At 66.1% G+C, this 22,945-nt stretch carries 21 protein-coding genes; 14 read left to right on the top strand and 7 right to left on the bottom strand.

Annotated elements, in window-relative coordinates:
• Positions 1 to 11: 11 nt before the first annotated feature.
• From EU800_RS05500 to EU800_RS05485, 4 genes are all read right to left on the bottom strand, one after another.
• Positions 12 to 1,646, bottom strand: a complete 1,635-nt coding sequence (locus EU800_RS05500; RefSeq protein ID WP_165354567.1) for an ABC transporter permease — start codon at positions 1,644 to 1,646, stop codon at positions 12 to 14.
• Positions 1,633 to 2,421: an ABC transporter ATP-binding protein gene (locus EU800_RS05495; RefSeq protein ID WP_129629380.1), complete on the bottom strand. Its 789-nt coding sequence runs from the start codon at positions 2,419 to 2,421 to the stop codon at positions 1,633 to 1,635. Before EU800_RS05495 ends, EU800_RS05500 begins: the two co-directional genes overlap by 14 nt.
• 38 nt (positions 2,422 to 2,459) lie before the next feature.
• Entirely contained in the window at positions 2,460 to 3,476 is a 1,017-nt protein-coding gene (locus EU800_RS05490) for an ABC transporter substrate-binding protein (RefSeq protein ID WP_129629378.1), read from the bottom strand.
• 275 nt (positions 3,477 to 3,751) lie between these two features.
• Positions 3,752 to 4,156, bottom strand: a complete 405-nt coding sequence (locus EU800_RS05485) for a helix-turn-helix domain-containing protein (protein WP_129629376.1) — start codon at positions 4,154 to 4,156, stop codon at positions 3,752 to 3,754.
• A gap of 91 nt (positions 4,157 to 4,247) precedes the next feature.
• On the opposite strand from EU800_RS05485, the gene EU800_RS05480 reads away from it, so the two are divergent.
• Entirely contained in the window at positions 4,248 to 5,093 is an 846-nt protein-coding gene (locus EU800_RS05480) for an SDR family oxidoreductase (protein ID WP_129629374.1), read from the top strand.
• A gap of 162 nt (positions 5,094 to 5,255) precedes the next feature.
• Here EU800_RS05480 and EU800_RS05475 read toward each other — a convergent pair whose 3' ends face one another.
• A complete protein-coding gene (locus EU800_RS05475) occupies positions 5,256 to 6,152 on the bottom strand; it encodes a LysR family transcriptional regulator (RefSeq protein WP_129629372.1) in 897 nt (298 codons plus the stop codon).
• Positions 6,153 to 6,320: 168 nt separating this feature from the next.
• Between EU800_RS05475 and EU800_RS05470 the strand changes: the two genes are divergently transcribed.
• From EU800_RS05470 to EU800_RS05430, 9 genes are all read left to right on the top strand, one after another.
• Positions 6,321 to 6,743, top strand: a complete 423-nt coding sequence (locus EU800_RS05470) for a DoxX family protein (protein ID WP_129629364.1) — start codon at positions 6,321 to 6,323, stop codon at positions 6,741 to 6,743.
• A gap of 90 nt (positions 6,744 to 6,833) precedes the next feature.
• The gene (gene ygiD, locus EU800_RS05465; RefSeq protein ID WP_129629362.1) at positions 6,834 to 7,658 is read left to right on the top strand and encodes a 4,5-DOPA dioxygenase extradiol; all 825 of its coding nucleotides are present in this window, start codon (positions 6,834 to 6,836) and stop codon (positions 7,656 to 7,658) included.
• Positions 7,659 to 8,039: 381 nt separating this feature from the next.
• The gene (locus EU800_RS05460) at positions 8,040 to 9,041 is read left to right on the top strand and encodes a LacI family DNA-binding transcriptional regulator (RefSeq protein ID WP_129629360.1); all 1,002 of its coding nucleotides are present in this window, start codon (positions 8,040 to 8,042) and stop codon (positions 9,039 to 9,041) included.
• Entirely contained in the window at positions 9,038 to 10,057 is a 1,020-nt protein-coding gene (locus EU800_RS05455; protein ID WP_129629358.1) for an ABC transporter substrate-binding protein, read from the top strand. The genes EU800_RS05460 and EU800_RS05455 overlap by 4 nt, the downstream gene beginning before the upstream one ends.
• A 4-nt stretch (positions 10,058 to 10,061) precedes the next feature.
• Positions 10,062 to 10,889 carry an ABC transporter permease gene (locus EU800_RS05450; protein ID WP_129629356.1) on the top strand — a complete coding sequence of 276 codons (828 nt, stop codon included), beginning with the start codon at positions 10,062 to 10,064 and terminating at the stop codon, positions 10,887 to 10,889.
• A complete protein-coding gene (locus EU800_RS05445) occupies positions 10,886 to 11,665 on the top strand; it encodes an ABC transporter permease (protein WP_129629354.1) in 780 nt (259 codons plus the stop codon). The genes EU800_RS05450 and EU800_RS05445 overlap by 4 nt, the downstream gene beginning before the upstream one ends.
• A complete protein-coding gene (locus tag EU800_RS05440; RefSeq protein WP_129629352.1) occupies positions 11,658 to 12,632 on the top strand; it encodes an ABC transporter ATP-binding protein in 975 nt (324 codons plus the stop codon). The genes EU800_RS05445 and EU800_RS05440 overlap by 8 nt, the downstream gene beginning before the upstream one ends.
• Positions 12,632 to 13,522, top strand: a complete 891-nt coding sequence (locus tag EU800_RS05435) for a nucleoside hydrolase (RefSeq protein WP_129629350.1) — start codon at positions 12,632 to 12,634, stop codon at positions 13,520 to 13,522. The genes EU800_RS05440 and EU800_RS05435 overlap by 1 nt, the downstream gene beginning before the upstream one ends.
• Positions 13,519 to 15,282: an adenine deaminase gene (locus tag EU800_RS05430; protein ID WP_129629348.1), complete on the top strand. Its 1,764-nt coding sequence runs from the start codon at positions 13,519 to 13,521 to the stop codon at positions 15,280 to 15,282. Before EU800_RS05435 ends, EU800_RS05430 begins: the two co-directional genes overlap by 4 nt.
• Here the strand turns inward: EU800_RS05430 and EU800_RS05425 are convergent.
• Entirely contained in the window at positions 15,274 to 16,431 is a 1,158-nt protein-coding gene (locus EU800_RS05425; protein WP_129629346.1) for an amidohydrolase, read from the bottom strand. The two genes, EU800_RS05430 and EU800_RS05425, sit on opposite strands and share 9 nt — an antisense overlap.
• A gap of 47 nt (positions 16,432 to 16,478) precedes the next feature.
• On the opposite strand from EU800_RS05425, the gene EU800_RS05420 reads away from it, so the two are divergent.
• From EU800_RS05420 to EU800_RS05405, 4 genes are all read left to right on the top strand, one after another.
• The gene (locus EU800_RS05420) at positions 16,479 to 17,165 is read left to right on the top strand and encodes a phosphoribosyltransferase (protein ID WP_129629344.1); all 687 of its coding nucleotides are present in this window, start codon (positions 16,479 to 16,481) and stop codon (positions 17,163 to 17,165) included.
• Positions 17,166 to 17,336: 171 nt separating this feature from the next.
• Positions 17,337 to 18,518, top strand: a complete 1,182-nt coding sequence (locus tag EU800_RS05415) for an anaerobic sulfatase maturase (RefSeq protein ID WP_242500406.1) — start codon at positions 17,337 to 17,339, stop codon at positions 18,516 to 18,518.
• 178 nt (positions 18,519 to 18,696) lie between these two features.
• Complete coding sequence (locus EU800_RS05410) at positions 18,697 to 19,125, top strand: VOC family protein (RefSeq protein ID WP_165354566.1); 429 nt, start codon at positions 18,697 to 18,699, stop codon at positions 19,123 to 19,125.
• A 272-nt stretch (positions 19,126 to 19,397) separates the two neighbouring features.
• Positions 19,398 to 19,766: a hypothetical protein gene (locus tag EU800_RS05405; RefSeq protein ID WP_129629340.1), complete on the top strand. Its 369-nt coding sequence runs from the start codon at positions 19,398 to 19,400 to the stop codon at positions 19,764 to 19,766.
• Positions 19,767 to 19,837: 71 nt separating this feature from the next.
• Here EU800_RS05405 and EU800_RS05400 read toward each other — a convergent pair whose 3' ends face one another.
• The gene (locus EU800_RS05400) at positions 19,838 to 22,939 is read right to left on the bottom strand and encodes an efflux RND transporter permease subunit (RefSeq protein ID WP_129629337.1); all 3,102 of its coding nucleotides are present in this window, start codon (positions 22,937 to 22,939) and stop codon (positions 19,838 to 19,840) included.
• Positions 22,940 to 22,945: the final 6 nt, after the last annotated feature.

Here is a 22,945-nt window from a genome sequence, read left to right as displayed (position 1 = left end):
GGCTTCTGTTGTCATTGCAGATGCTCGGGAGCGAACCGCCGCAAGACGGCGCGCTCTGCCAGCGAAATCAGCCCGTAGGCCGCCATTGACAGGAGGGTCAGCACAACCGCCACAGACCACAAGATGGCGTATTCGGCGTGGTACACGCCCGACAGGATGGCATTTCCCATGCCGACGCCGGTGATCAGCCATTCCACGATCACCGCGCCGAGAATCGAGGTCGGCACCGCAATTCGCGCCGAGGCCATCAGGGCAGGAAGCGCCGTTGGAAGCTCGGCGCGCCACAGGATCGTCCAGCGATCCGCGTTCAACACCCGCAGCAGATCGGTGATCGAGCGCCGGGTCAACCGCATGGCGACCACAAGGTTGATGAGCGTGGGAAAGAACGAGAGGATCGCGACGATCATCGTGGTCGCCGCGAGGGTGCGCCCGAAGAGAAGGATCACCAGCGGCGTCGTGGCGAGGATCGGGATCGAGCGGAGGGCGATGGCGACCGGCATCGCGGCGCGTTCCACCGATGGCCGCAGCACGAAGAGGATGGCAACGAGAACCCCGCCGGTCATCCCGGCAAGGAATCCGAGCAGCGCGTTGCCGATCGTCGTCGGCAGCCCGCCGAAAACGCTCTGTCGATTCGACGCGGCATCGGGGACGGCGAACAGGAATTGCCAGACATCGACCGGACCCTTGGCAAAGAACGCGTTCAGCCCGGCCAGATGGATGAAGAGCGCCCATCCGCCGAAGACAACAAGGAGATTGACGCCGATCGTTCCGGCCAGCCGCGCGAGACGCTGTCCCTGGCCGCCGGAGCGTCGGGCGCCGCCACCGCGCTCCGCCGCCTGGACGATCTCCATCTCGCCTGCCCAGGGCGTCAGGCGCCTGCCGACCCATCCGATCAGCAGATACCCGCCGGTCGAAAGCGCCGTCGCCAGCGCCGCGACCGTCCAGACGCGGGTCGTCTCGAGATCCGCCAGCGCATTGGTGATCAGAACGCCGAGGCCGCGTTCCGCGCCCATGAACTCGCCGACGGTCGCGCCCAGAACCGCCGCCGGCGCGGCGATGCGCAGGCCAGCGAAAAGGCTCGGGAGCGCGGCCGGGACGCGGACGCGGACGAGTTTCTGCCATGTCGATCCGCCGAGCACATGCACCATGTCGAGCGCCGCGGGGTCGGCCGACCGCAGCCCGAGAGCCGCCGCGACGAGGGTGGTGAAGATCACCGCCAGCGCGCTCAGCGCAACCATTGCCGCGTCCCGGTCGAGCAGGACCATCAGGATCGGCGCCAGTGCTATGATGGGTAGCGCGTAGATCGCCAGCGCTGCACTGAAGACAGGGCGTTCGAGGGCGGGGATCGTCACGATCAGCGCCGCGGCGAGGATTGCGATGAGATTGCCGATGACGAATCCCTGCACGGCGGTCCAGAGCGTGGCGCCGAGATTTCGCGCGTAGAGATCCCAGCTTTCCGCAAGCTGGAGAGCGATCTGGGATGGGGCGGCCAGCGCGAAGGCATTGGCAAGAACCATGCGCGCCAGCGCCTCCCAGGCAAGGACGAGCGCCACGAGCAGAAGCGCGGTCTCGGCCCCGCCCGGCAGCCCGCCGAAACGCGCCGCCCCGCGGGCGGCGGTCGGCAGGGCCGCGTCATCCGCGTGCATCGGCCTCTCCGGCGGCGAGGATTTCGGAGAGCGTGTCGGCAAACCGGTGGAAGGCCGCCTCGCGCAGCAGGCCGGCATCGCGGGGACGTCCGAAGGGCACCTCGACCTCGGCCAGGATCCGGCCCGGGCGCGGGCTCATCACGATAACCGTGTCGGACAGGAACGCCGCCTCCTCGATCGAATGGGTGACCAGCATTGTCGTCGTGGCCTGTGCCGCCCAGATGCGCAGCAATTCGTGGTTCAGGCGGCGTCGCGTCAACTCGTCGAGCGCGCCGAAAGGTTCGTCGAGGAGCAGCACCTCCGGCGCGGTGACCAACGCTCGCGCGACGGCGACCCGCTGGCGCATGCCTCCGGAGAGCTCCGCCGGGCGGGCATCCTGAAACCCGTCGAGACCGACCAGATCAATGAGCGCGTCGGTGTCCGCCCCGTCCGGCCGCGTTCCGGTCACCCGCAGGGCGAGGTCGATATTGGCGCGCACCGTCAGCCAGGGCAGCAGAGCCGGCTCCTGGAACACGATCCCCAGCTTGCCGTCGCGGCGCAGGTCGGACGGTGTCCGGCCGTTGGCGAAGAGCCGGCCCGCCGTCGGTGCCTCGAGATCGGCAAGCATGCGGAGCATCGTGGATTTACCGCAGCCCGACGGGCCGATCACCGCGGTGAAGGACCCGCGCCGCGTCGCAAAGGAGATCTTCTCCAGGGCGGTCACCGATGCCCCGCGCAGGCCGAAGGTCTTGGACACGCCGTCGAGCAGGATTCCTGCGTCAGGCTGCGCGGCCATGGCCGATCCCGGCGCCGATGTCGCGCGGCGGTCGAGCACTAGATGCGCGCCCGGCCCTGGTAGATGTCCTCCAGGATCGACCTCGAGAACAGGCTGCGATCCACCTCGATGCCGAGGATGTCCATCGTCGCCAGATTCGCGTCGATCTTTTCGTCCGACATCCAGAACAGGCCGTTCGCCTCGGTCTCCGGGGTCACCAGAAGGTCGAGCTGGGCCTGCGCCTGAAGGCGCTGTTGCGCCGGGTCCAGCCCCTGGTCCACGGCGTATTTCTCGACCGTGAGCTGGGTGGCGTAGTCGATATCCTCGACGAAATCCTGCCAGCCGCGAATTTCGGCCCGGAGCAGCCGCCGGACCAGATCACCACGCGCCGCGAGCGTGTCCTCGGTGGCGATGTAGATGCCGGAGAAGATGTTGTAGCCGTAATCCGAGAGCAGGAAACTGTAGGTCTCGATGCCCTGAAGCTCGAGGGCGATCGGTCCGGTGGTGAACAGGGTGAGGAAGCAGTCGACCTCGCCATTGGCGAGTGGGGCCGGGTTCCCCTGGGTCGTCACGACATTGATCTTGGAGGCGTCGAGACCATTGAGCCGGGCGATCGCGTCGATCAGCGGCTGGTTGATGGTCGCGAGCCCCAGGCGCGGCCCGTTTTCGAGGTCCTTCGGCGTTCGCACCGGGTTGTCGGCGCGCGAGGTTATGCAGAAGGCGTGCCGCTGGTTCTTGGCGCCGAGGATCCGGTAGCCTGCGCCGTTGAGATGGGCGCGCGCAGCGTAATCCGTCGCCGACACGCCGACGAGCGCCTGGCCCGAGATCACGACCGGGTCGACCGGCGCGTTGGGCCCACCCGGCAGCAAACTGACCTCAAGGCCCTCATCCGCGTAATACCCGCGCTCCTCGGCGATGAAACTCCCGGCATATTGAACGCTTTTCAGCCAGCCAAGCTGCAAGGCGACGCTGTCGGCGGCCCAAGCCGCACCCGGACGCAGCGCCGCGAATGCAGTCAAACCTGCACCGAGTTTCAAAGAATGGCGCAGCATGTTGCGCCGGGAGATCGATTGCATCCTGATCCTTTCAGCCGGTTGCGCCGGCCCGAGCGGGCCGACAGGTCCTTTTTTCGTGGGGCTCCTCTGCCCGGATTGCCCGGGGGAGCCCGTGACCGCTATCGGCCCGCCGTTCCGCCGACCGGTCTTCGCGTCGTTGGTCACTCAGACAAGATATGACACGCTTTCGCCATCTGTCGAGCGACCGCGCCGCTGCCGCCTTGCGAAACCGTTTCCGGCATTTCGCTGGACCCGCTTTCCGGATTCCGTCGCGGCGGGACCAGGCCGGCACTTCGTCAACCAGTCTTTCGCTCGTCCCAGACCCGGGCCACGCGCGGCAAGTTGATCTCAACCCAATCCGCCAGCGCGCGCACTTTCTCGGCCGCTTCGATGCCCAGGGGCGTCAGGCTGTATTCGACATGCGGCGGAACGACGTCGAAGGCGACGCGCCTTACGAACCCGTCATGTTCCAGGTCGTGGAGCGTCTGCGCGAGCATGCGTTCGCTGACTCCACCCACCTTCCGCCGCAGGGCGCTGAACCGGAGCGTCTCGCCTTCGAGGGCGATAAGAACCAGCACGCCCCATCGGCTGGTCAGGTGCTTGAGAACAACCCGCGAGGGGCAGTTGACGGACAGCAGATCGCCGCGGGCCAGGCGATCCGAGAGTCTTTCCGGTTTCAGCCCGGAGGCGTTTTGCAGCATTTTCTACACTTACTTTTTTGTGCGTTCTTACTTTTCGTTTGCTCTCCGAATATCTGGGTTTCCGACGCGAAAATCAAGGAAAGGTCGTCACATGAATATCGGAGTTACAGGAGCCACAGGCCAGTTTGGCCGGAATGTCGTCGCCGGGCTGGTGGCCAGGGTGGGCGCCGAGTCCGTCGTCGCCCTCGCGAGATCGCCCGAAAAGGCTGCGGATCTCGGCGTCGAGGCGCGGCTGGCGGATTATGACCAGCCCGAAACGCTGGCGCCGGCCCTTCAGGGCGTTGACACGCTCCTGCTGATCTCGGGCAGCGAGCTCGGCAAGCGCGCTGAGCAACATCGGGCCGTCATCGACGCGGCCAAGGAAAGCGGGGTGTCTCGCATCGTCTACACGAGCCTGCTCAAGGCCGACACGTCGCCGCTGAGCCTCGCCGAGGAACACCGTCAGACGGAGGCGATGATCAAGGAGTCCGGCATCGCCTACACGATCCTTCGCAATGGCTGGTATACGGAGAACTACACTGGTTCCATTCCCGCCGCGATCGAGGCCGGAGCGCTTGTCGGGTCCGCGGGCGAGGGCCGCATCGCATCGGCGACGCGCGCCGATTTCGCCGAGGCCGCGATTGTCGTGCTGACCGGACGCGGCCATGACCAGAAGACCTACGAGCTGGCGGGAGATGACTCTTACACGCTGGTCGACCTGGCTGCAGAAGTCAGCGATCAGGCGGGAAAGACCATTCCGTATCAGGACCTGCCGATGGAAGATTATTCCGGGATCCTGATCTCCGTGGGTCTGCCCGAGGGCTTCGCCCGGGCGGTCGCGGGGTTCGATGTCGCGGCGTCCGAGGGGGCTCTCTGGCATGATGGACGGGACCTGTCCCGGCTGATTGGCCGTCCGACGACACCGTTGCGAGATGCGGTTGCCGCGGCGCTCGCCTGACTGGACGGAGGCTGCAGGACTCTCCGCCTCGTCGGATGAGAACCATGCTGAATTGAGCAGCGCCACTGGCTTTCCCGGCCGGTGGTGCTGTTGATTCGCGTGGCTTCGAAAGGTCGCGGGCACAGCAATGATCCGCCCCGGTTTCCGTGCGGTCCACAGGATTTACAGGATGTCCGCGGCGCGGATGTCCTCCAGGGCGAAATCGATCAGGGCGCGCACCTTTCGGGGAAGGGTGCGGCCTTCGAGGTAGACCGCGTAGAGCGGGCTGCCGTTGCGATTGTAGCTCTCCAGAAGCTGGACCAGCGCACCGGAGTCGAGGGCGTCATGGGCGGCGAAACGCGGGGTGTTGGCAATGCCAAGGCCATCAGCGGCCAGACCGGCTGCGGCGCGTGCCGAGTTGACATGGATCTTCCCCTGCACGTTCACGACGACCTCCTGGCCATCGCGTTGAAAGACCCAGCGTCGGGGGGAACGCCTGTTCGTGTCCACGATGCAGTTGTGTCCGGACAGATCGTCCGGCGTTTGCGGCGCGCCATGGCGCTCGATGTATTCAGGGCTCGCCACGACCACGGTGCGAAATGTGCCGAGCCTTCGGGTCTTGAGCGACAGCATGTCGGAGGATCCCATGCGAAAGGCCAGGTCGATGCCGTCGGTCGCGAGGTCGACATAGCGGTCGGTCAGCCTCAGATCGAGCGTCAGGCCGGGATTCAGCCGGGCAAATCGGCCCAGCATTGTGCCGACATAGATTTCACCGAAGGTAACCGGCGCGGAGATTCGGATGACGCCGGAAAACCCGTGCGAGCCCTCGGCGATCTCCGCCAGCAATTCGTCGAGATCGTCGAGCAGGGCAGGGGCCCGCGCTAGAAGGTCCTCTCCCGCGGGGGTCAGCCCGACCCGCCGGGTGGTCCGCTGGAACAATCTCACGCCGAGCCGCGCTTCCAGTTCCGCGACGTATTTCGATGTCAGGCGGTTGGACACGCCAAGCTGATCCGCGGCCGCCGTGAACGACCCGCTCTGCGCGGTGGCGACGAAGGCCTTGAGTTCGTCAACGATATCCATGTTGGCCTCATTAAGAACAAATCAGAGATAGTCATTCCATAGCTTCGCCATTTCGGAGATCTCTCTCAAGCCCTAACTTCGCTTCAGAACCCCGATGGCCGTCGCAGGGCACCGAAACCAAACCCCAATGGCACGCCGCCGGATCCCATTCTGAAAAGGACCAACGACATGACCACGAACACCCCCTCCGACTACGCCGCCTTCGCCCTCCGCGTTTCCAGCGGCATCCTCTTTCTCGCCCACGGCCTCATGAAGGTGCAGGTTTTCACGATCGCCGGCACCGTGGCCTATTTCGAAAGCATCGGCCTGCCCGCCATCGTCGCTTACTTCACGATCTTCGCGGAAATCGCCGGCGGCCTTGCGCTGATCCTCGGCGTGGCGACGCGGCTCGTCTCGCTGGCGCTCGTCCCGATCCTGCTGGGTGCTGTCTGGGCGCATTCGGGCAACGGCTGGGTCTTTTCCGCCGAAGGCGGTGGCTGGGAATACCCGCTGTTCTGGGCCGTCGCGCAAGCCACGCTCGTCCTTCTGGGCAGTGGCGCATTTGCGCTCCGGGTGCCGCTCGTGCAAAAAACACTCGGCCAGTTCGCCTGATCCTGCCGGGCCGACGCAAGGGCGGCCCGGACTCGTCCAAACCCACCGGGCCGCCATATTGGCGGCCCGATCATCTCCAAGGAGGTCGGTATGAGCACCGCACACGCCCTGAATACCTTGCGCGACCGGCTGTCGCCGTCGGAGCGGATGCCGCTGGTTTTCCTTGGCCATGGCAGCCCGATGAACGCTATCGAGGACACCGCCTTCAGCCGCGCCTGGTCGGAGCTGGGCCAGAGCCTGCCACGCCCCGAGGCGATCCTCGTGGTCTCGGCCCACTGGATGACCCGCGGCACCACGCTGGTGGATGTTTCGGCCATGCCGCGTACGATCCACGATTTCTACGGCTTCCCCGAAGCGCTCTATGCCGAAACCTACCCGGCGCCCGGCGACCCGCAGCTGGCACGTGAGGTGGTGACGCTGCTCGCCAGCCACCACGCCGGGGAAGACGACAGCTGGGGACTCGACCATGGCGCCTGGACTGTCCTGAAATTCCTCTATCCTGGCGCCGATGTGCCTGTCTTCCAGATCTCCATCGACATGAGCCGCGGGCTGGATTACCAGCTCGATATCGGCCGGGCCCTGTCGGAGCTGCGCGACCGGGGTGTGCTGATCCTCGGTTCGGGCAACGTAGTGCACAACCTGCGCGCCATGCGGCCCGGCGGCAAGCCGCAGGATTTTGCGCTTGAGTTCGACACGCTCTTCGCCGACCGGCTGGCCGACCGCGACCTTGCGACCCTCGCTGACCGCGCGCGGCTGGGGAACCTGCTGGACATGGCGCACCCGTCCGTCGACCACTACCTGCCGGCACTGACCATCGCCGGTGCCTCCGACGCGCGCGACGACCTGACCTTCATGACCGACGCAATCGACCTAGGCTCGGTCTCCATGCGCTCCTTCGTGTTCCACGCCGCCTGAGGCGCCCGGCCCACCGCTCGGCAGTGCCGCTCCCATGCTGCTTGAAGGGCAGGGTGGTGGTCGGGCGCGAAGCGGATTCGATCCCGTCCGGACCCTTGGGACTCGGGAGTGCACAGTCACTGGGCATGTCCGGGGTGGGCGGCTCAATCGCCCGGCAGTTCCGGCGCGGTCGAAACGATTTCCGCGACGATCCGTGCCGGGGCACTGCGCAACAATCTCCCTAGCGCCCTGAAAAATATACGCGAACCGATCTCTTCGCAGCCAGGTCACTCCGCGCCCCGCGATTGGGCTCGGAATGCCCGCGGTTGACAGATCGAGCGCAGGTCTTACGCTGATTAAACGATTTTTCACGTTCCAGACGGCAGGGCAGCGCATCTCTCCATGCAGCCGAGACTGAAGGAAATCGCGAAGGCCCTCGGCGTGTCCACGGCGACCGTTTCGAATGCTCTCTCGGGCAAGGGGCGCGTGTCGGAAGAAACCCGCAAGCTTGTCATCGAGAAGATCCGTGAGGTCGGGTATCGTCCGGGCGGGCCGGGGCGGGCCCTGCGCACCGGGCGGAGCGGCGTATTGGGTCTGGTCCTTCCCGACATTTCGAACCCGCTTTTCCCGGCCCTCGCTCAGGCGATCGAGACCGCCGCCGAGCGCGCGGGGCAGGGCATCCTGATCGCGGATTCTCACGGTGATCCCGGCGCCCAGTCCGAGGCATTGCGGCGGATGGTGCAGCGCGGCGCCGACGGTATCATCATCGTGCCCTGCCGGGGCACGCAGGTCAGCGATCTGTCGCTGCCGGCCGTCGTCATCGACTCGGCAGTGACGCCCGGAAATTGCGTCTGTTCCGACCACCGGCAGGGCGGTCAGGTGGCGGTGGAATATTTGCAGCAACTGGGGCACAGGACGCTCGTCCTGCTGGGCCAGAGCCGCCGGTCCCTCGTGCAATCCGACCGGGTCGCCGGGATGCAGGACGCGCTCGGTCCCGGACTCCGGGCAGAAACCTTCTGGCTCGAGGACGGAACACCGGACCTCGCGAAACTGGTCCGCCGCGGCGCAACGGCTATCGTTGCGACCTCGGACCTGCACGCGCTGACCGCCCTGACGCGTTTGCAGGGCGCCGGCTTCTCCGTGCCCGGGGATGTCAGCGTGCTCGGCTTTGACGACCTCAGCTTCTCCGCGCGCATCACGCCCGGCCTGACGACGCTTGCGCAGAACATGCCGGACATCGCCACCGCCGCCGTCGAGCACATCCTGCTGCAACTCGAAAACGCCCCCCTTCCGGCGGCGCGGCTGGTGCCGATGGAACTGGTGGTGCGGGGCTCCACGGGCCCTGCGCCAGCTGAACGACCCACCCGAGAAACAAGACCCCAACAAGGAGATGTAACGACATGAAGACCCTGGTACTGGCCGGCGCCTCGACGCTGGCGCTCACGGCCGCGGCGATGGCCGCCGACAAGACACTGACCATCTCGGTCTATTCCTTCTCCCAGGACGAGTTCAAGGAACTGGTCTACGACCCGTTCGAGGAGATCTGCGGCTGCGAGATCGTCGTGGAGACCGGCAACTCCATCGAGCGCCTGTCCAAGATCGAGGCCAACAAGGACGCGCCCGTGATCGACATGGCGGTGCTCTCCACCCATGACGCGCTCGGCGCCGCCCGCAAGGGGCTGCTTCAGCCGATCGACACCTCGAAGCTCAGCAACTTCGACAAGCTCTACGACATCGCCAAGGACCCGCTCGGCGACAGTATGGGCGTCGGTTACACCTTCTATGCCACCTCCATCGCCTATCGCTCCGACAAGGTGACGGTCGAAAGCTGGGCGGACCTGCTGTCGCCGGAACTGGCGGGCAACGTGGCTCTGCCCGATATCACCACCAACCAGGGCCCGCCGGCGCTCTACATGATCGGAAAGGCGCTCGGCGACACCGACAGCTCGCTGACCGCGCCGATCGATGCCGTCGCGGAGAAGGCCGACGATATCGTTACCTTCTATGTCCGCTCCTCCCAGCTCGCCCAGCTGATGCAGCAGGAAGAAATCTGGGCCGCACCGGTCGGCCGTTTCGCCTGGGGCAGCTTCAAGGATAACGGGTTGCCGATGGCCTGGGCCGAGCCCAAGGAAGGCCAGACAGGTGGCATGAACGTGATGGTCATGACCGCCAATAACGGCAACGAGGATCTGGCGCTGCAGTTCATGGATTTCTGGCTCTCCACCGAGATCCAGACCGCGCTTGCCAACGCGCTGATCGACAGCCCTGCCAATGCCGAGGTCGTGGTCTCCGATGATATCGCTGCCAACCTGACCTATGGCGCCGAGACCGTGGATCAGCTCCACCTGCTCGACCCGGCTACCATTCTCGACATGCGCGAGAGCTGGCTGGAGCAATGGAACGCGAAGGTGATGAAGTAGCTTCATGTTCGAAAACCGGGCAATCGGTCTGGCCCTGGTCCTGCCCGCGGCGATCTTCGCCGCGGCGCTTTTCCTGCTGCCGGTCGGCATCCTCCTCTCCGAAGCCTTCCGGACCGATACGGGCTGGTCGGTGTCGGCCTATGGCGAATTCTTCGCCTCCTCCCGCAACCAGACGGTGTTTTTCCGCACGCTGAAACTGGCCTCGCTCGTCGCCGGCGTCTCCGCCGTGGTCGGCTACGCGGCGGCCTTCGCCATCGTCAACCTGCCGGCCAGCTCCCGCGGGCGCATGTTCGGGCTGGTCACGCTGCCGCTGATGATCTCGCCGGTGGCGCGCACCTATGCCTGGCTGGTGATCCTCGGGCGCACCGGCTTCGTCAACAAGTTCCTGGTCGATCTCGGCATCACCGATACGCCGCTGCGGATCCTCTTTACCGAGACCGCCGTCTTCATCGGCCTGCTGCAACTTTTCCTGCCGCTGATGATCATTTCGCTTGTCTCGGCAATGGAGAACATGCCGCGCGACGCGGTTCCGGCCGCGCGCATCCTCGGTGCCAACTGGCTTCAGGTGTTCTGGCGCGTGATCCTTCCGCTCACGCGCGAAGGGCTGGTGATCGGTGGTACGCTCGTCTTCACCGGTTCCATGACCGCCTATATCACGCCAGCGATCCTCGGCGGCTCCAAGGTCCTGATGCTGGAAACGCTGCTCTACCAGCGGGTGACGGTCGCCAACGATTTCGTCTCCGCCTCCGTGATCGCCATGATCCTGATCACCATGAGCTTCTCGGCCAACCTGCTGCTCAAGCGGCTGGCCACGGCAAGGAAATCCCGATGAACAGCCGCCTCAGCACCTGGATCATCCTCGGCCTGACGCTCACCTTCCTGATCGGGCCCTTCCTCATCATCATCGCCGCCGCCCTGTCGGCCGGAAACAACCTCGCCTTCCCGCCACAGGGGCTGTCGCTCAAATGGTTCATCAAGGTTTTCGAGGTGGAGAGCTTCCGCGCCAGCTTCGGCGTCTCGATGTTCCTCGCCATCTTCGGAACGCTCGCCGCGCTGGTACTCGGCGTTCCGGCGGCCTACGCGATGACGCGCTACCGGGTGCCCGGCGCCGAGACGGTGAAACTGATCGTCTCCTCACCGATCATCGTGCCCGGCATCATCGTCGGCCTTGCTCTGCTGCAATATTTCGTCATCCCGATCGGTGCCGGCATCGGTCCGGCGCTTTTTCTGGCCCATACCGCGCTGATCCTTCCCTACGCGGTACGCGTCGTTTCGGCCTCGATGGAGAATCTGCGGGTGGACATGGAGGAGGCGGCGCTCCTGCTCGGCTGCACCCGCTTCGGCGCCTTCCGTCGCGTTGTGCTGCCCAACATTCGCGGCGGTCTGCTCGCGGCTTTCATTCTCGGCTTCGTCACCTCCTTCAACCAGGTGCCGGTCTCGCTTTTCCTCTCTGGCCCCGGGCTGCGCACGCTGCCCATCGACATGATCGCCTACATGGAAATCAATTATGACCCGTCGGTCGCGGCCCTTTCGGCGCTGCTGGCCTTCATGTCGGTCGGCATCGTCTTTGCCGCCGAACGTTTCATCGGATTGTCCCGCTATGTCTGACCCCGCTACGTCACAGTACGTCTCCCTCAAGGATCTGACGCTCGCCTATGACAAGACCGTCGCTGTCGATCGTCTCAACCTCGACATCCACAAGGGCGAGTTGATCGCGCTGCTCGGCCCCTCTGGCTGCGGCAAGACGACGACCATGCGGGCCATCGCCGGTCTGCTCACCCCGCGCAGCGGCAGCGTGCATATCGACGGGCGCGACGTGACCCGCGTGCCGCCGAGCCGCCGCGAGGTCGGGCTCGTCTTCCAGTCTTATGCGCTCTTTCCGCATCTCAGCGTCTTCGAGAATGTCGCCTTCGGACTGCGCCTGCGCCGCGAGCCGGACCTCAAGGCCAAGGTGATGGAGGGCCTCCAGACGGTCGGCCTCACCGAGTTCCTGGACAGGCAGCCCGCGGACCTTTCGGGTGGTCAGCAGCAGCGCGTGTCGCTGGCCCGGTCTCTCGTGATGCACCCCAAGGTGCTCTTGCTGGACGAGCCACTGTCGAACCTCGATGCCCGCCTGCGACTGGAGATGCGGACGGAGTTGCAACGCGTCCAGCGCGAAACCGGCATCACCATGGTCTTCGTCACCCATGACCAGGCCGAGGCGCTGGCGCTGGCCGACCGGATCGTGCTGATGCGCAACGGGGCGATCGAGCAGATCGGCACCGCCGAGGAGATCTATAACGCGCCTGTGTCCGGCTTTGCAGCCGATTTCATGGGCTTCGAGACGATCCTGCCGGGCGAGGCCGGCGGCGGTCTGGCCTGGCGGCCGGGAGCGGTCGTTCTCGGCAAAGGGCCGCATCAGGGTCAAGTCCGTGGCGCCTCCTTTGCCGGCGAGCGCCGCGAATACGTGCTCGAGAGTCCGTTTGGGACGATCAAGGCGGATGTGCCCATCTCGGAGACCCGTTTCGAGATCGGCCAGCAGGTCGCGTTCGACCTGCCGCGCGAGAGCGCGGTGGAACTGGCGCGGATCGACTGATGGGGATCTGGGTCGACACGGATATGGGGGGCGACGATCTCTTCGCAATTCTTCTTGCTGAGCGCGAGAGGAAGGTGGACGGGATATCGCTCAGCTTCGGCAATGCGCCGCTGGCGCAGGTCCGGGCCAATGCCGCCGGGGCGGCGACGGCCTTTGGCTGGCGCGTGCCGGTGTTTGCCGGGGCAGGGGCCTCGATCCTTGGAGAGGTCACCACGGCCCAGTATGCGCTTGGTTCGACCGGTATCCCGACCCGGGGCCTGACCCTGCCGACCGCGGATGCCGATCACCCCGACGCTCTCCCCGCGCTCGCGGACTGGCTGGCAGGTGAATCCGAAGCAGAAATCCTCGCGCTCGGGCCGCTCACGAACCTCGCGATCCTTGCGCTTGCCCGTCCCGATCTGCTCGACCGGATCGGGCGCATTACCTGGATGGGCGGCGCCATCGGGCGCGGCAATCACACCGCCTCCGCCGAGTTCAATGCCGCCGCCGATCCGGAGGCGATTGCCATCCTGCTCGCCCGAAACGTGCCGTTTGCGATGGTCGATCTCGATGCTTGCCGCAGGGTGGAGATTGTCGAGGCGGATGTCACCGCCACCGACGGCTCGCCGCTGCTGCGTGACCTGCTCGGCGGTTATCTCGATATCGCTCTGAGCCGGGGCCGCCCGGCCATGGCGCTCTACGACCCCGTCGCGGCGGCACTTCTGGTTGCTCCGGAGCTGTTCACCCTGGCGCCTGCGGAAATCACCGTCGAACTGGCCGGGGCGCTGACCCGGGGCCGCACCATCGTCGACCAACGTGTCCCGGAACGCGCCAATGCCTTTATCGTGCAGGATCTGGACGCCGCCGCCATCAAGGCGCTCTGCCTTTCCGCGCTGGAGGGCCATTCATGATCCCGGAGCCGCAAGACCTCAACGATGCCGTCCTGCGTGACCGGGCCGTCGCCGCCGCCCGTGGCGATGCCGCCTTCGACCGGTTGATCCGTGGCGCGAAGCTGGCCGACGTCGCAACCGGGGAGCTGCGCCTGGCCGATATCGGTCTCGTCGGGCCGCTCATCGCTTCAGTCCACCCGACCGGTCAGCGCGACGATGCCGCCGAGATCATCGATGCCACCGGGCTCATCGCCGCGCCCGGGCTGATCGACACGCATATGCATGTCGAAAGCTCCATGGTGACGCCCGAGACCTATGCGCGCGCCGTCCTGCCGCGCGGCGTGACGACGGTCGTCTGGGACCCGCATGAGTTCGGCAATGTCGCGGGTCTGGACGGCGTGCAATATGCGCTGGACTGTGCCGCCCGCTCCGCGCTCCGCATCCTGCCGCTCGCGCCCTCCTGCGTGCCCTCCGCGCCCGGCTACGAGACCGCCGGGGCCGATTTCGACGCGCAGGTGATCGAAACCATGCTGGCGCTCCCCGGCATCCACGGACTGGCCGAGGTGATGGACATGCGCGCCGTCACCTCCCGCGCCGAGCGGATGCGCGGGATCGTTCAGGCCGGCTTCGCGTCTGGCAAGCTCCTCTGCGGCCATGCGCGCAGCCTCTCCGGCCCGTTGCTCCAGGCCTATGCAGCCGCCGGGATAAGTTCGGATCACGAGATCACGTCCGCAGACGACCTGCTGGAAAAGATCCGCGCCGGGCTGACCATCGAGCTGCGCGGCTCGCATCCCTACCTGCTGCCGGATTTCGCCACCGCGCTGCAATCCCTGCCGCAGATGCCACCAACGGTGACGCTTTGCTCCGACGACGTGTTCCCGGACGACCTGCTCGCAACCGGCGCCGTGGACGAAATGCTCCGCCGTATGATCTCACACGGTCTCGATCCCATGCGCGGACTGCAGGCGGCGACGCTCAACGCCGCGATCCGCATCGGACGCCGCGATATTGGCCTGATCGGTCCCGGCAAACGCGCCGATATCGTCCTTCTGGAAGATCTCGAAGCCGTCCGCGTCCGAAAGGTCCTGCGCAACGGCGCGCCGCTCGGCGACAGCGGGGAAGCTTCCCGTTTCCCCGAAGCCTTTCTCGACACCTGCGCGCTCCCCTCCTTCAAGCCGCAGGATTTCGTTGTCAGCGCAGAGGGCTCAAGCGTCCGCCTTGCCACGATCTCCCGCCCGCGCTTCACCGAATGGGGCGAGGTATCGGCGGAGGTGAAGGACGGGGCGGTCGTCCCGCCCGTAGGCACCACGATGATCGCGGTCATCAATCGCCATGGCGGCGACGCGACGCCGAGGATCGGCTTCCTGCAAGGCTGGGGCCGGTGGAACGGCGCCTTCGCGACGAGCGTCAGCCATGACAGCCACAACCTCACCGTCTTCGGCAACGCGCCCGAGGACATGGCGGCCGCCGCAAATGCGGTGATAGCAGCGCGGGGCGGCATGGCTGTGGCGCAGAACGGAGAAGCCGTCGCGACACTGCCTTTGCCGGTGGCTGGTCTCGTCTCCGACGCACCGTTGGCGCAGGTTGCGGCGGAATTTGCCGCCGTCCGGAGCGCCATGGACCGCGTCGTGGCGTGGGAGCCGCCCTACCTGACTTTCAAGGCGCTGGTCGGCGCGACCCTTGCCTGCAATGCCGGCCCGCACCAGACGGACCTTGGCATCGCCGATTCCCACGCCGGGATCCTGCGTCCTTCGCCGATCCTGTCTGAGAGCTCAGGCTGAGAGCGCCCGCCGCGCCACCTCGGCCCAGAAGGCAACACCTGTCGCGATGGCATTGTCGTTGAAGTCATAGCCCGTATTATGGTGCAGGGCGCCATCCCGGGCCGGACCGTTGCCGAGCCAGACATAGGCCCCCGGCACCTCCTGCCCGAAAAAGGCGAAGTCATCCCCTGCGGTCGAGGGCGGGAAGTCCTCGCGCACGCCGCCCCGCGAAACAGCCTTCGCCGCCGCCAGGGCCACCGCCGTGGTGGCCGGATCGTTGACCACCGGCGGAATACGGCGGATGAACGTGTACTCCGCCTCAACACCCATGGCCTGCGCGATCCCGTGCGCCAGCCGCCCGATCTCGGTCTCCAACTGATCCCGAACCTCGGGCGTATAGGCCCGCGCCGTCCCACCGATCTCCACGAAATCCGGGATCACGTTCAGCGCCTTCGGGTCACCCGCAGCCAAGGAACAGGCGCTGACCACGGCCGGTTGCAGCGGGTCGACGACCCGCCCCGGAATGCTTTGCAAGGCAGCCAGGAAATGCCCCGCCACCGTCACCGGGTCCCGCCCCAGATGCGGCTTCGCGCCATGCGTGCCGACCCCGCGCAGCGTCACCCGCCAGCTATCGGAGGAAGCAAGCTGCGGACCGGCCACCACGGCCATCTCGTCCACCGCCAGCCCCGGCATGTTGTGCAGGCCGAAGACCATGTCGCAGGGAAATCGGTCGAAGAGACCGGCCTCGACCATGGCCCGCGCCCCGCCGCGCCCTTCCTCGGCCGGCTGGAAGATGAAGAACACGTTCCCCATTGGCGGATCGGCCGCCAGCGCCGCAGCCGCGCCTAGCAGCATCGCGGTATGCCCGTCATGGCCACAGGCATGCATCGTCCCAGGGATCGTGGAGGCCCATGTCGGCGTTCCCGTCTCGGGCATGGCGAGCGCGTCCATGTCGGCGCGCAGACCCACGGAGCGGGTGCCGCCGCCGCGCAACGCCCCGACCACGCCGGTGCCGCCGATTCCCTCGGTCACCTCCAATCCGATATCGCGCAAGAAAGCGGCAACAATGCCGGCCGTGCGCGTTTCCTCGAAGCCGAGCTCGGGATGTGCGTGAAGGTCCCGCCGGATGTCGGCAAGGCGCGGAAGGTCGATGGACGCTGGATCTTTCATGGCGCTATAGGTAGCCATCCCTTCCGGACTTGAACAGGACGCAGATGATGGAGCCGCATGAATTCTGGCAGGAGCTTCACCCGCCCGAGGATGCCGTTCCACCGCCCTGGCAGGACCGCTTTCCTGCCGAGCTTCCCGACGGGCGAATCCTGTTCCTGCCGATCCGTGTCTTGGGTGATACCGGCACCGGGATCGCCTCGCTGATCCTCAACCAGGCCGGCTTCGCGGTCGAGACGGCGCTGGCCGATCACCTTGCCGCGCGGCTCACGCCGCTCGATATCGACATTGTCGTGGGCCTGCCGACTCTTGGCTTGTCGCTGGCGCGCGCGGTGGCCGAACGGCTCGGCCACGCGCGCTACATCCCGTTGGGGACCTCCCGGAAATTCTGGTATCGCGACGAGCTGTCGGTCCCGCTCAGCTCGATCACCAGCCCCGGGACGGTCAAGCAGCTCTATCTCGACCCGCGCCTGATCCCGCTGCTCGAGGGCGCGAGGATCGCCCTCGTCGATGACGTCATCAGCACCGGAACCTCGATCTCGGCCGGGCTCGACCTGCTGCAACTCGTGGGCCGTGGACCGGAGGCAATCGGAACCGCGATGCTGCAAACCTCCCGCTGGCGCGACGCTCTCTGCGCCGGGCGGGGGATCGAGGAGGAGCGCGTGCACGGGGTGATCCGAACGCCTCTCCTTCGGGCGACGACCGAGGGATGGCGGCGCGAGAGCGACACCGACTGAGCGGGACCAGACGGATCAAGCCAGCCCCGATCCGGCAGGACTGCCATCCGGATCGACTTAATTCCGGCGCATGTCTTTGCTCGAGACGGCGGCCGGCGTATCGTCCCGGTCGGATACGAGCAAACGAGCGTCCCTCCGCCAAATCGCCACGACCCACAGGATCCGACCACCGTGCCACACCCCTTCCACGTGATGACCAAGCCGATCGGGCCGCGTTGCAACATCGACTGCAGCTATTGCTACTACCTCGAAAAGGAGAAGCTCTATCCGGACGAGAAGAAGTTCCGGATGCAGGACGACGTCCTGGAAGCCTATGTGAAGGGACTGATCGAGGCGGAGGTCGCGGCGGGGATGCGCGAAGTGCCCTTCGCGTGGCAGGGCGGCGAGCCGACGATGCTGGGGCTGGGGTTCTTCGAGCGAGTCGTGGAGGTGCAGGCCCGCCATTGTCCGGACAGCGTTCGGATCACCAATGCGTTGCAGACGAATGGCATGCTGATCGACGATGCCTGGGCGCAGTTCTTCGCCCAGCACGACTTCCTGATCGGGATCAGCGTGGACGGACCCAAGGCGATTCACGACCGCTACCGTCGCGACAGGGCCGGTCGGCCCACTTTTGACGCTGTCATGAAGGGACTCGAAACCCTGCGCCGCAACGGCGCCGCGTTCAACATCCTGTGTACCGTCCACCGGGCCAATGCCGGCAAGGGCAAGGAGGTCTACCGGTTTCTCCGCGGTCTGGGCACGCAGCACATCCAGTTCATTCCCATCGTCGAGCGGCGCGCGGCGGATGGCGGGCTCGCCGCCGCGCCGCAGCTCGATGCCGATCCCACATCCCTGGTCACCGAATGGAGCGTCGCGCCAAAGGCTTATGGCAAGTTCCTCTGCGATGTTTTCGACCAGTGGTATCGCCACGACATCGGTCAGGTGTTCGTCCAATTCTTCGAGAACCAGGTGGGCATGTGGATGGGCCATCCGGCGGGTCTGTGCATCTTTGCCGAGACCTGCGGCGACGGCTTGGCGCTGGAGCACAACGGCGATCTTTATGCCTGCGATCACTTCGTCTATCCGGAATACAAGCTCGGCAACATTCTCGAACACGACATCGGCACCCTCGCCTGGGGTGAGGCGGCGCACGACTTTGGTGCGGCGAAACGCGACATGCTGACGGCCCAGTGCCGGCGCTGCGACTTCCGGTTTGCCTGCAACGGCGGCTGCCCGAAGCACCGCTTCCTGACGTCAAAGGACGGAGAGCCGGGCCACAACTATTTCTGCGAAAGCTACACGATGTTCTTCCACCATGCCGGTGACCGCCTGCGCGAGATAACCTACAACCTGTCCCAGGCCCCTGCCTGAGGATCACGACAGAAGGTGTCGGAGACGGCCGGTCGGGCAGGCGAATGGCGGATCGGACGTTGACCTTTTCGGCGCGTGGGGCGATATGCCTACAGACGCAAGGCCGGAAGCTGTTCTTTATTCCCCAGAACACAGCTTGCGCGCTTCGCGCCATCTCATGACAGGTCGAGAAACACGAATGCCCTCCGAAATTGATGCGAAGTTCGATCCGCCTTCCAGGCTGTCGGATGTTGTCGAATGCCACGGCCTGATCCTCTTCACGGAGCGATACGACGAATGCGTGGCCTTCTACCGGGACCGGCTCGGCCTTCCGCTCTGGTACGAGAAGGACGGGCTGACATGCCTGCGCTTCGGGGCTGGCTACCTGATGATCGAGACGGGTGGAGTCGCCCGTGACGCGCGGAAACCGATCGCCGAAAACCCGACCGCGATCCGTTTCAACGTTCCCGACGTCGCCGAGGCCGCACGGTTGCTTGAGGCACAGGGCATCGCTGTCGACGTCAGGGTCCATAGCTGGGGGACCACGGGCGCATTCACCGATCCGGACGGGAACGTGTGCAGCCTGAAAAACGCCGACGATCCTTTCTTCACCGGGCACGCTGGCTAGGGCGAGGACGGTCGAGCAGCGCGACGCGGGCAGCGAGTCAAACCGCGCGCCGCGGGGGAAATGCGCGGAATTTATCCGAAATCTGCCGACGGGAAACGGGCCAGTTTCGGTTCGGGTGTCGATGCTGTATTCGGTGTCCGAAAGCAGGAGCGCCGGCCGGAAACGCGTGCCGGCGCCTCGATAAACCGCTAATATGTGAGTGACATCTGGAGTCCGCTGGAGCGCGGTTTGCACGCGTTGAACACCGGCTTCGATCTCGAAAGGAGGACATCATGACAGCAAAAGGCGCTCTGATGCTTGTCTTTTCCATCGCTCTGGCCGCGTCGGCGGCGCCGGGGATGGCCGACAGCAAGAAGCCCAACAAGGTCTACAAGGTCCCGCCCGGCAAGGCCGCGGGTGTACCTCCGGGTCTGGCCAAGAAACCTGGTGGCATGCCACCGGGGCAATACAAGAAGATCTATCGCAAGGGTGAGGTCCTCCCCGGGGACTACATCTGGATCACCGACTACGACCACTGGCGCCTGCCGCCGCTGGCACCCGGGCAGGGCTATGTGCGCTATGACAACGAGGTCTACCGGGTCGCCCGTGATACGGCCATTGTTCTCGAGGCCATCGGAATCGTCTCGGACCTCTTGCGCTGAGCCCTGCCCGGTGGGGGCAGAGGCGGGAGCGCTTAGGGCGCTGTAGGCGACGGCAAACCGTGCGCTGTCCTTCAGGTTGAAAGCGCTTCCTCCAGTTCGCGCGCCAGGCGGCGGGTCTCTTCCGCCCGCGGCGTCGAGAAACGGGCGAGCAGAAGGTAGGCCACCGGTGTGAGGTAGAGCGTGGACAAGGTCGCCAGGCCGAGCCCGCCGACAATCACCCAGCCGAGCGCCTCGCGCGCCTCGGCGCCGGCGCCGGCCGACAGGATCAGCGGCACGCCCCCGAGCACGGTCGAGGTCATGGTCATCATGACCGGCCGCAGGCGGACGGTCGAGGCGTCGAAGATCGCCTTTGCGACGTCCTCGCCGCCGTCCCGAAGCTGGTTGGCGAACTCGACGATCAGGATGCCGTTCTTGGCCATGATCCCGATCAGCATGACAAGTCCGATCTGGCTGTAGACGTTCAGGCTGAGCCCGGTAAAGAGGAGCGCGAAGACCGCGCAAGCCAATCCGATCGGCACCGTCGCCATGACCACGATGGCCGAAACGAAGCTCTCGAACTGAGCCGACAGAACGAGGAAGACGACCGCGATGGCGAAGCCGAAGATGATCGCGAGACCGGCATTTGTCTGGTCGAGCGTGGCGGCCTCGCCGAGCGGGACGATCCGGTTTTCCTCGGCCAGCAGCTCTGCGCCGAGACGCTGCACTTCGGCCAGCGCGTCGCCGAGCGCAAAGCCCGGCGTGAGCCCGGCCGAGATCTCGACCGAGCGGTTCTGGTCTTCCCGGTCCAGCTCCGGCGCGACTGCGCGTTCCTCGAGCCGCACGAAGCTCGACATCGGCACCATCTGCCCGGCCGCGGTGCGCACGAAAACGTTCTCGAGATCACCCGGGTCGTCCACCGGGTTTGAGGTCGAGAGCAGCTGCACGTCATAGCTCTTATCACCGATGAAGACCGAGCCGACGCTGCGGCCGTTCAGAACGGCCCGGAGCGCATCTCCCAGGCCGGAAATGTCGATGCCGAGATCAGATGCCCGGGTGCGGTCGATCTCGACGAAGAGCTGTGGCTGGGTGCGCTCGTATTCCAGCCGGACCGAGCCGAAGGCCGGGTTCTCTTCCATCCGGGCCACCAGGGCGTCTGAAACCGCGGCAAGCTGGTCGTAGCTGTCGCCCGTCACGGCAAAGCTGAGGCCCCGCCCGGCGCCGCGGATGCCGAGCGAGTTGGGCTGGATCACGAAGGCACGCACGCCGACGATGTCCCGCAGCCGGGCGTTCATGTCGTCCACGATCTCCTGCTGGCTCCGCGCGCGCGCGTCCCATTCGGCGAGCGAGAACACCATGAAGCCGCGGTTGTCGGACCCGAAACCGGAGATGGAGAAGACATTGGTGATCTCGCCGTCATCGCGCAGCGGCTGCACCGCGTCCTCGATCGCCCGCATCCGGGACTGGGTATAGTCGAGCGACACGCCCTGCGGGGCGGTGATGCTGAGCAGCGCCACGGCGCGATCCTCGCGCGGGGTCAGTTCCTGGCGGATGCCGCTGCTCATCAGCACCGCGGTGCCGGCGAAGAGCGCCGCGGCGGTGAGAACCACGAAAGGTGCCGACAGCGCCCAACGCAGGCTGCGCGCATAGAAACCGGCCAGCCGTGCGCCGACCCAGCCGATCGGGCCATGTGCGTGGGAGCGGCTCTTTCGGAGCAGCCGGCTTGCCATGACCGGGCAAAGCGTCAGCGCGACCACGGAGGAGATCGCGACTGCGATGGCGAGGGTAAAGCCGAACTCGCGGAACAGGCCGCCCGCCTGGCCGGGCAGGAAGGAGAGCGGCACGAAGACGGCCGCGAGCGTCGCTGTCGTGGTGACGACGGCGAAGAAAACCTGCTTTGTGCCCAGCACCGCGGCGGCGCGGGCGCCCATTCCCTCGGAGCGGCGGCGCACGATGTTCTCCAGCACGACGATGGCGTCGTCCACGACCAGCCCCGTGGCCAACACCAGCGCAAGCAGGGTGAGAATATTGACCGAGAAGCCGACGATGTAGATCGCCGCCAGCGTCCCGATCAGGGCGACGGGCATCGTCAGGGCCGGGATCAGCGTCGCGCGCACGTCGCGCAGGAACATGAAGATCACCAGCACGACGATGCCGATGGCGAGCAAAAGCGTCTTCAGCACCTCGAGGATGGCGCCCTTGACGAAGATCGCGTCGTCGGAGGTGACGAAGATGGAGATGTCGTCGGGCAGCGTGCGGTCGAGTTCGGAAACCGCGTCCCGGACCGCGCTCGAGATGTCGAGCGTGTTGCTGCCGGCCTGCCGGATGATGCCCATGCCGATCCCGGCCCGGCCATTCGCGCGCAGGATGGTTTCGTTCGGCGCCGGGCCGAGGTTTACGCGCGCGACGTCGCGCAGGTAGACATTGTCCGCGATCATCAGTGCCTCGAACGCCTCCGCTGAGGCGACCATCGCGGTCGTGCGAACGTTGATCGACTGGCGGTTGCCTGCGAGTTCCCCGGACGCGGCGTTGAAGCCCGCATCCGACAGCGCGGCGCGGATGTCGGCGAGCGTGAGCCCCCGGCTCGCCAGTTGCGCCTGGTCGATGTCGACGCGGAAGATCGGCTCGGCGTCGCCGTAGATGCTGACATCGGCCACGCCGTTGACGGAGATCAGCCGGTCTTCGATGCGTTCCTGCACGATCTCGGTCAGCTCGTGGGAGGATCGCCCGGTCGAGGTGACCGCGATGCGCATGACGGGCTGGGCGTCGGCGTCGGCCTTGACCACCTCGGGGTCGTCGGCCCCGTCGGGGAGTTCGCCGGCGATGCGGGCCACCGCGTCGCGCACGTCGGTGGCGGCGACGTCGATATCGACGCTTTCTGTGAATTCGAGCGTCACCCGGCTGCGCCCGAAGCGCGAGTTGGACGAGATCGTGCGCAGTCCCGAGACCCGGCCCACCGCGCCCTCGATCCGACCGGTGATCTCCTGATCGATGGTCTCGGGCGAGGCGCCCGGAAACCCGGTGGTCACCGTGACCACGGGGCGGTCGACGTTCGGGAGCTCCCGGATCTCGACGCCGAAGAGCGCCGCGACACCTGCCAGCACGATCAGGGTGCTGACCACCAGCGCCAAGATCGGCCGCCGCACGAACAGGGCCGGGCCGCCGCCTTCGCTCTCACGGGTCGCCTGTTCCAGCATCGCCTG

Origin of the sequence: Tropicimonas sp. IMCC6043 (assembly GCF_004146235.1) — a bacterium.
In the GTDB taxonomy this organism is placed as follows: Bacteria; Pseudomonadota; Alphaproteobacteria; order Rhodobacterales; family Rhodobacteraceae; genus Tropicimonas.
Note: the sequence above shows the minus strand (reverse complement) of the source record. Positions and strands in the feature narration are given on the sequence as shown.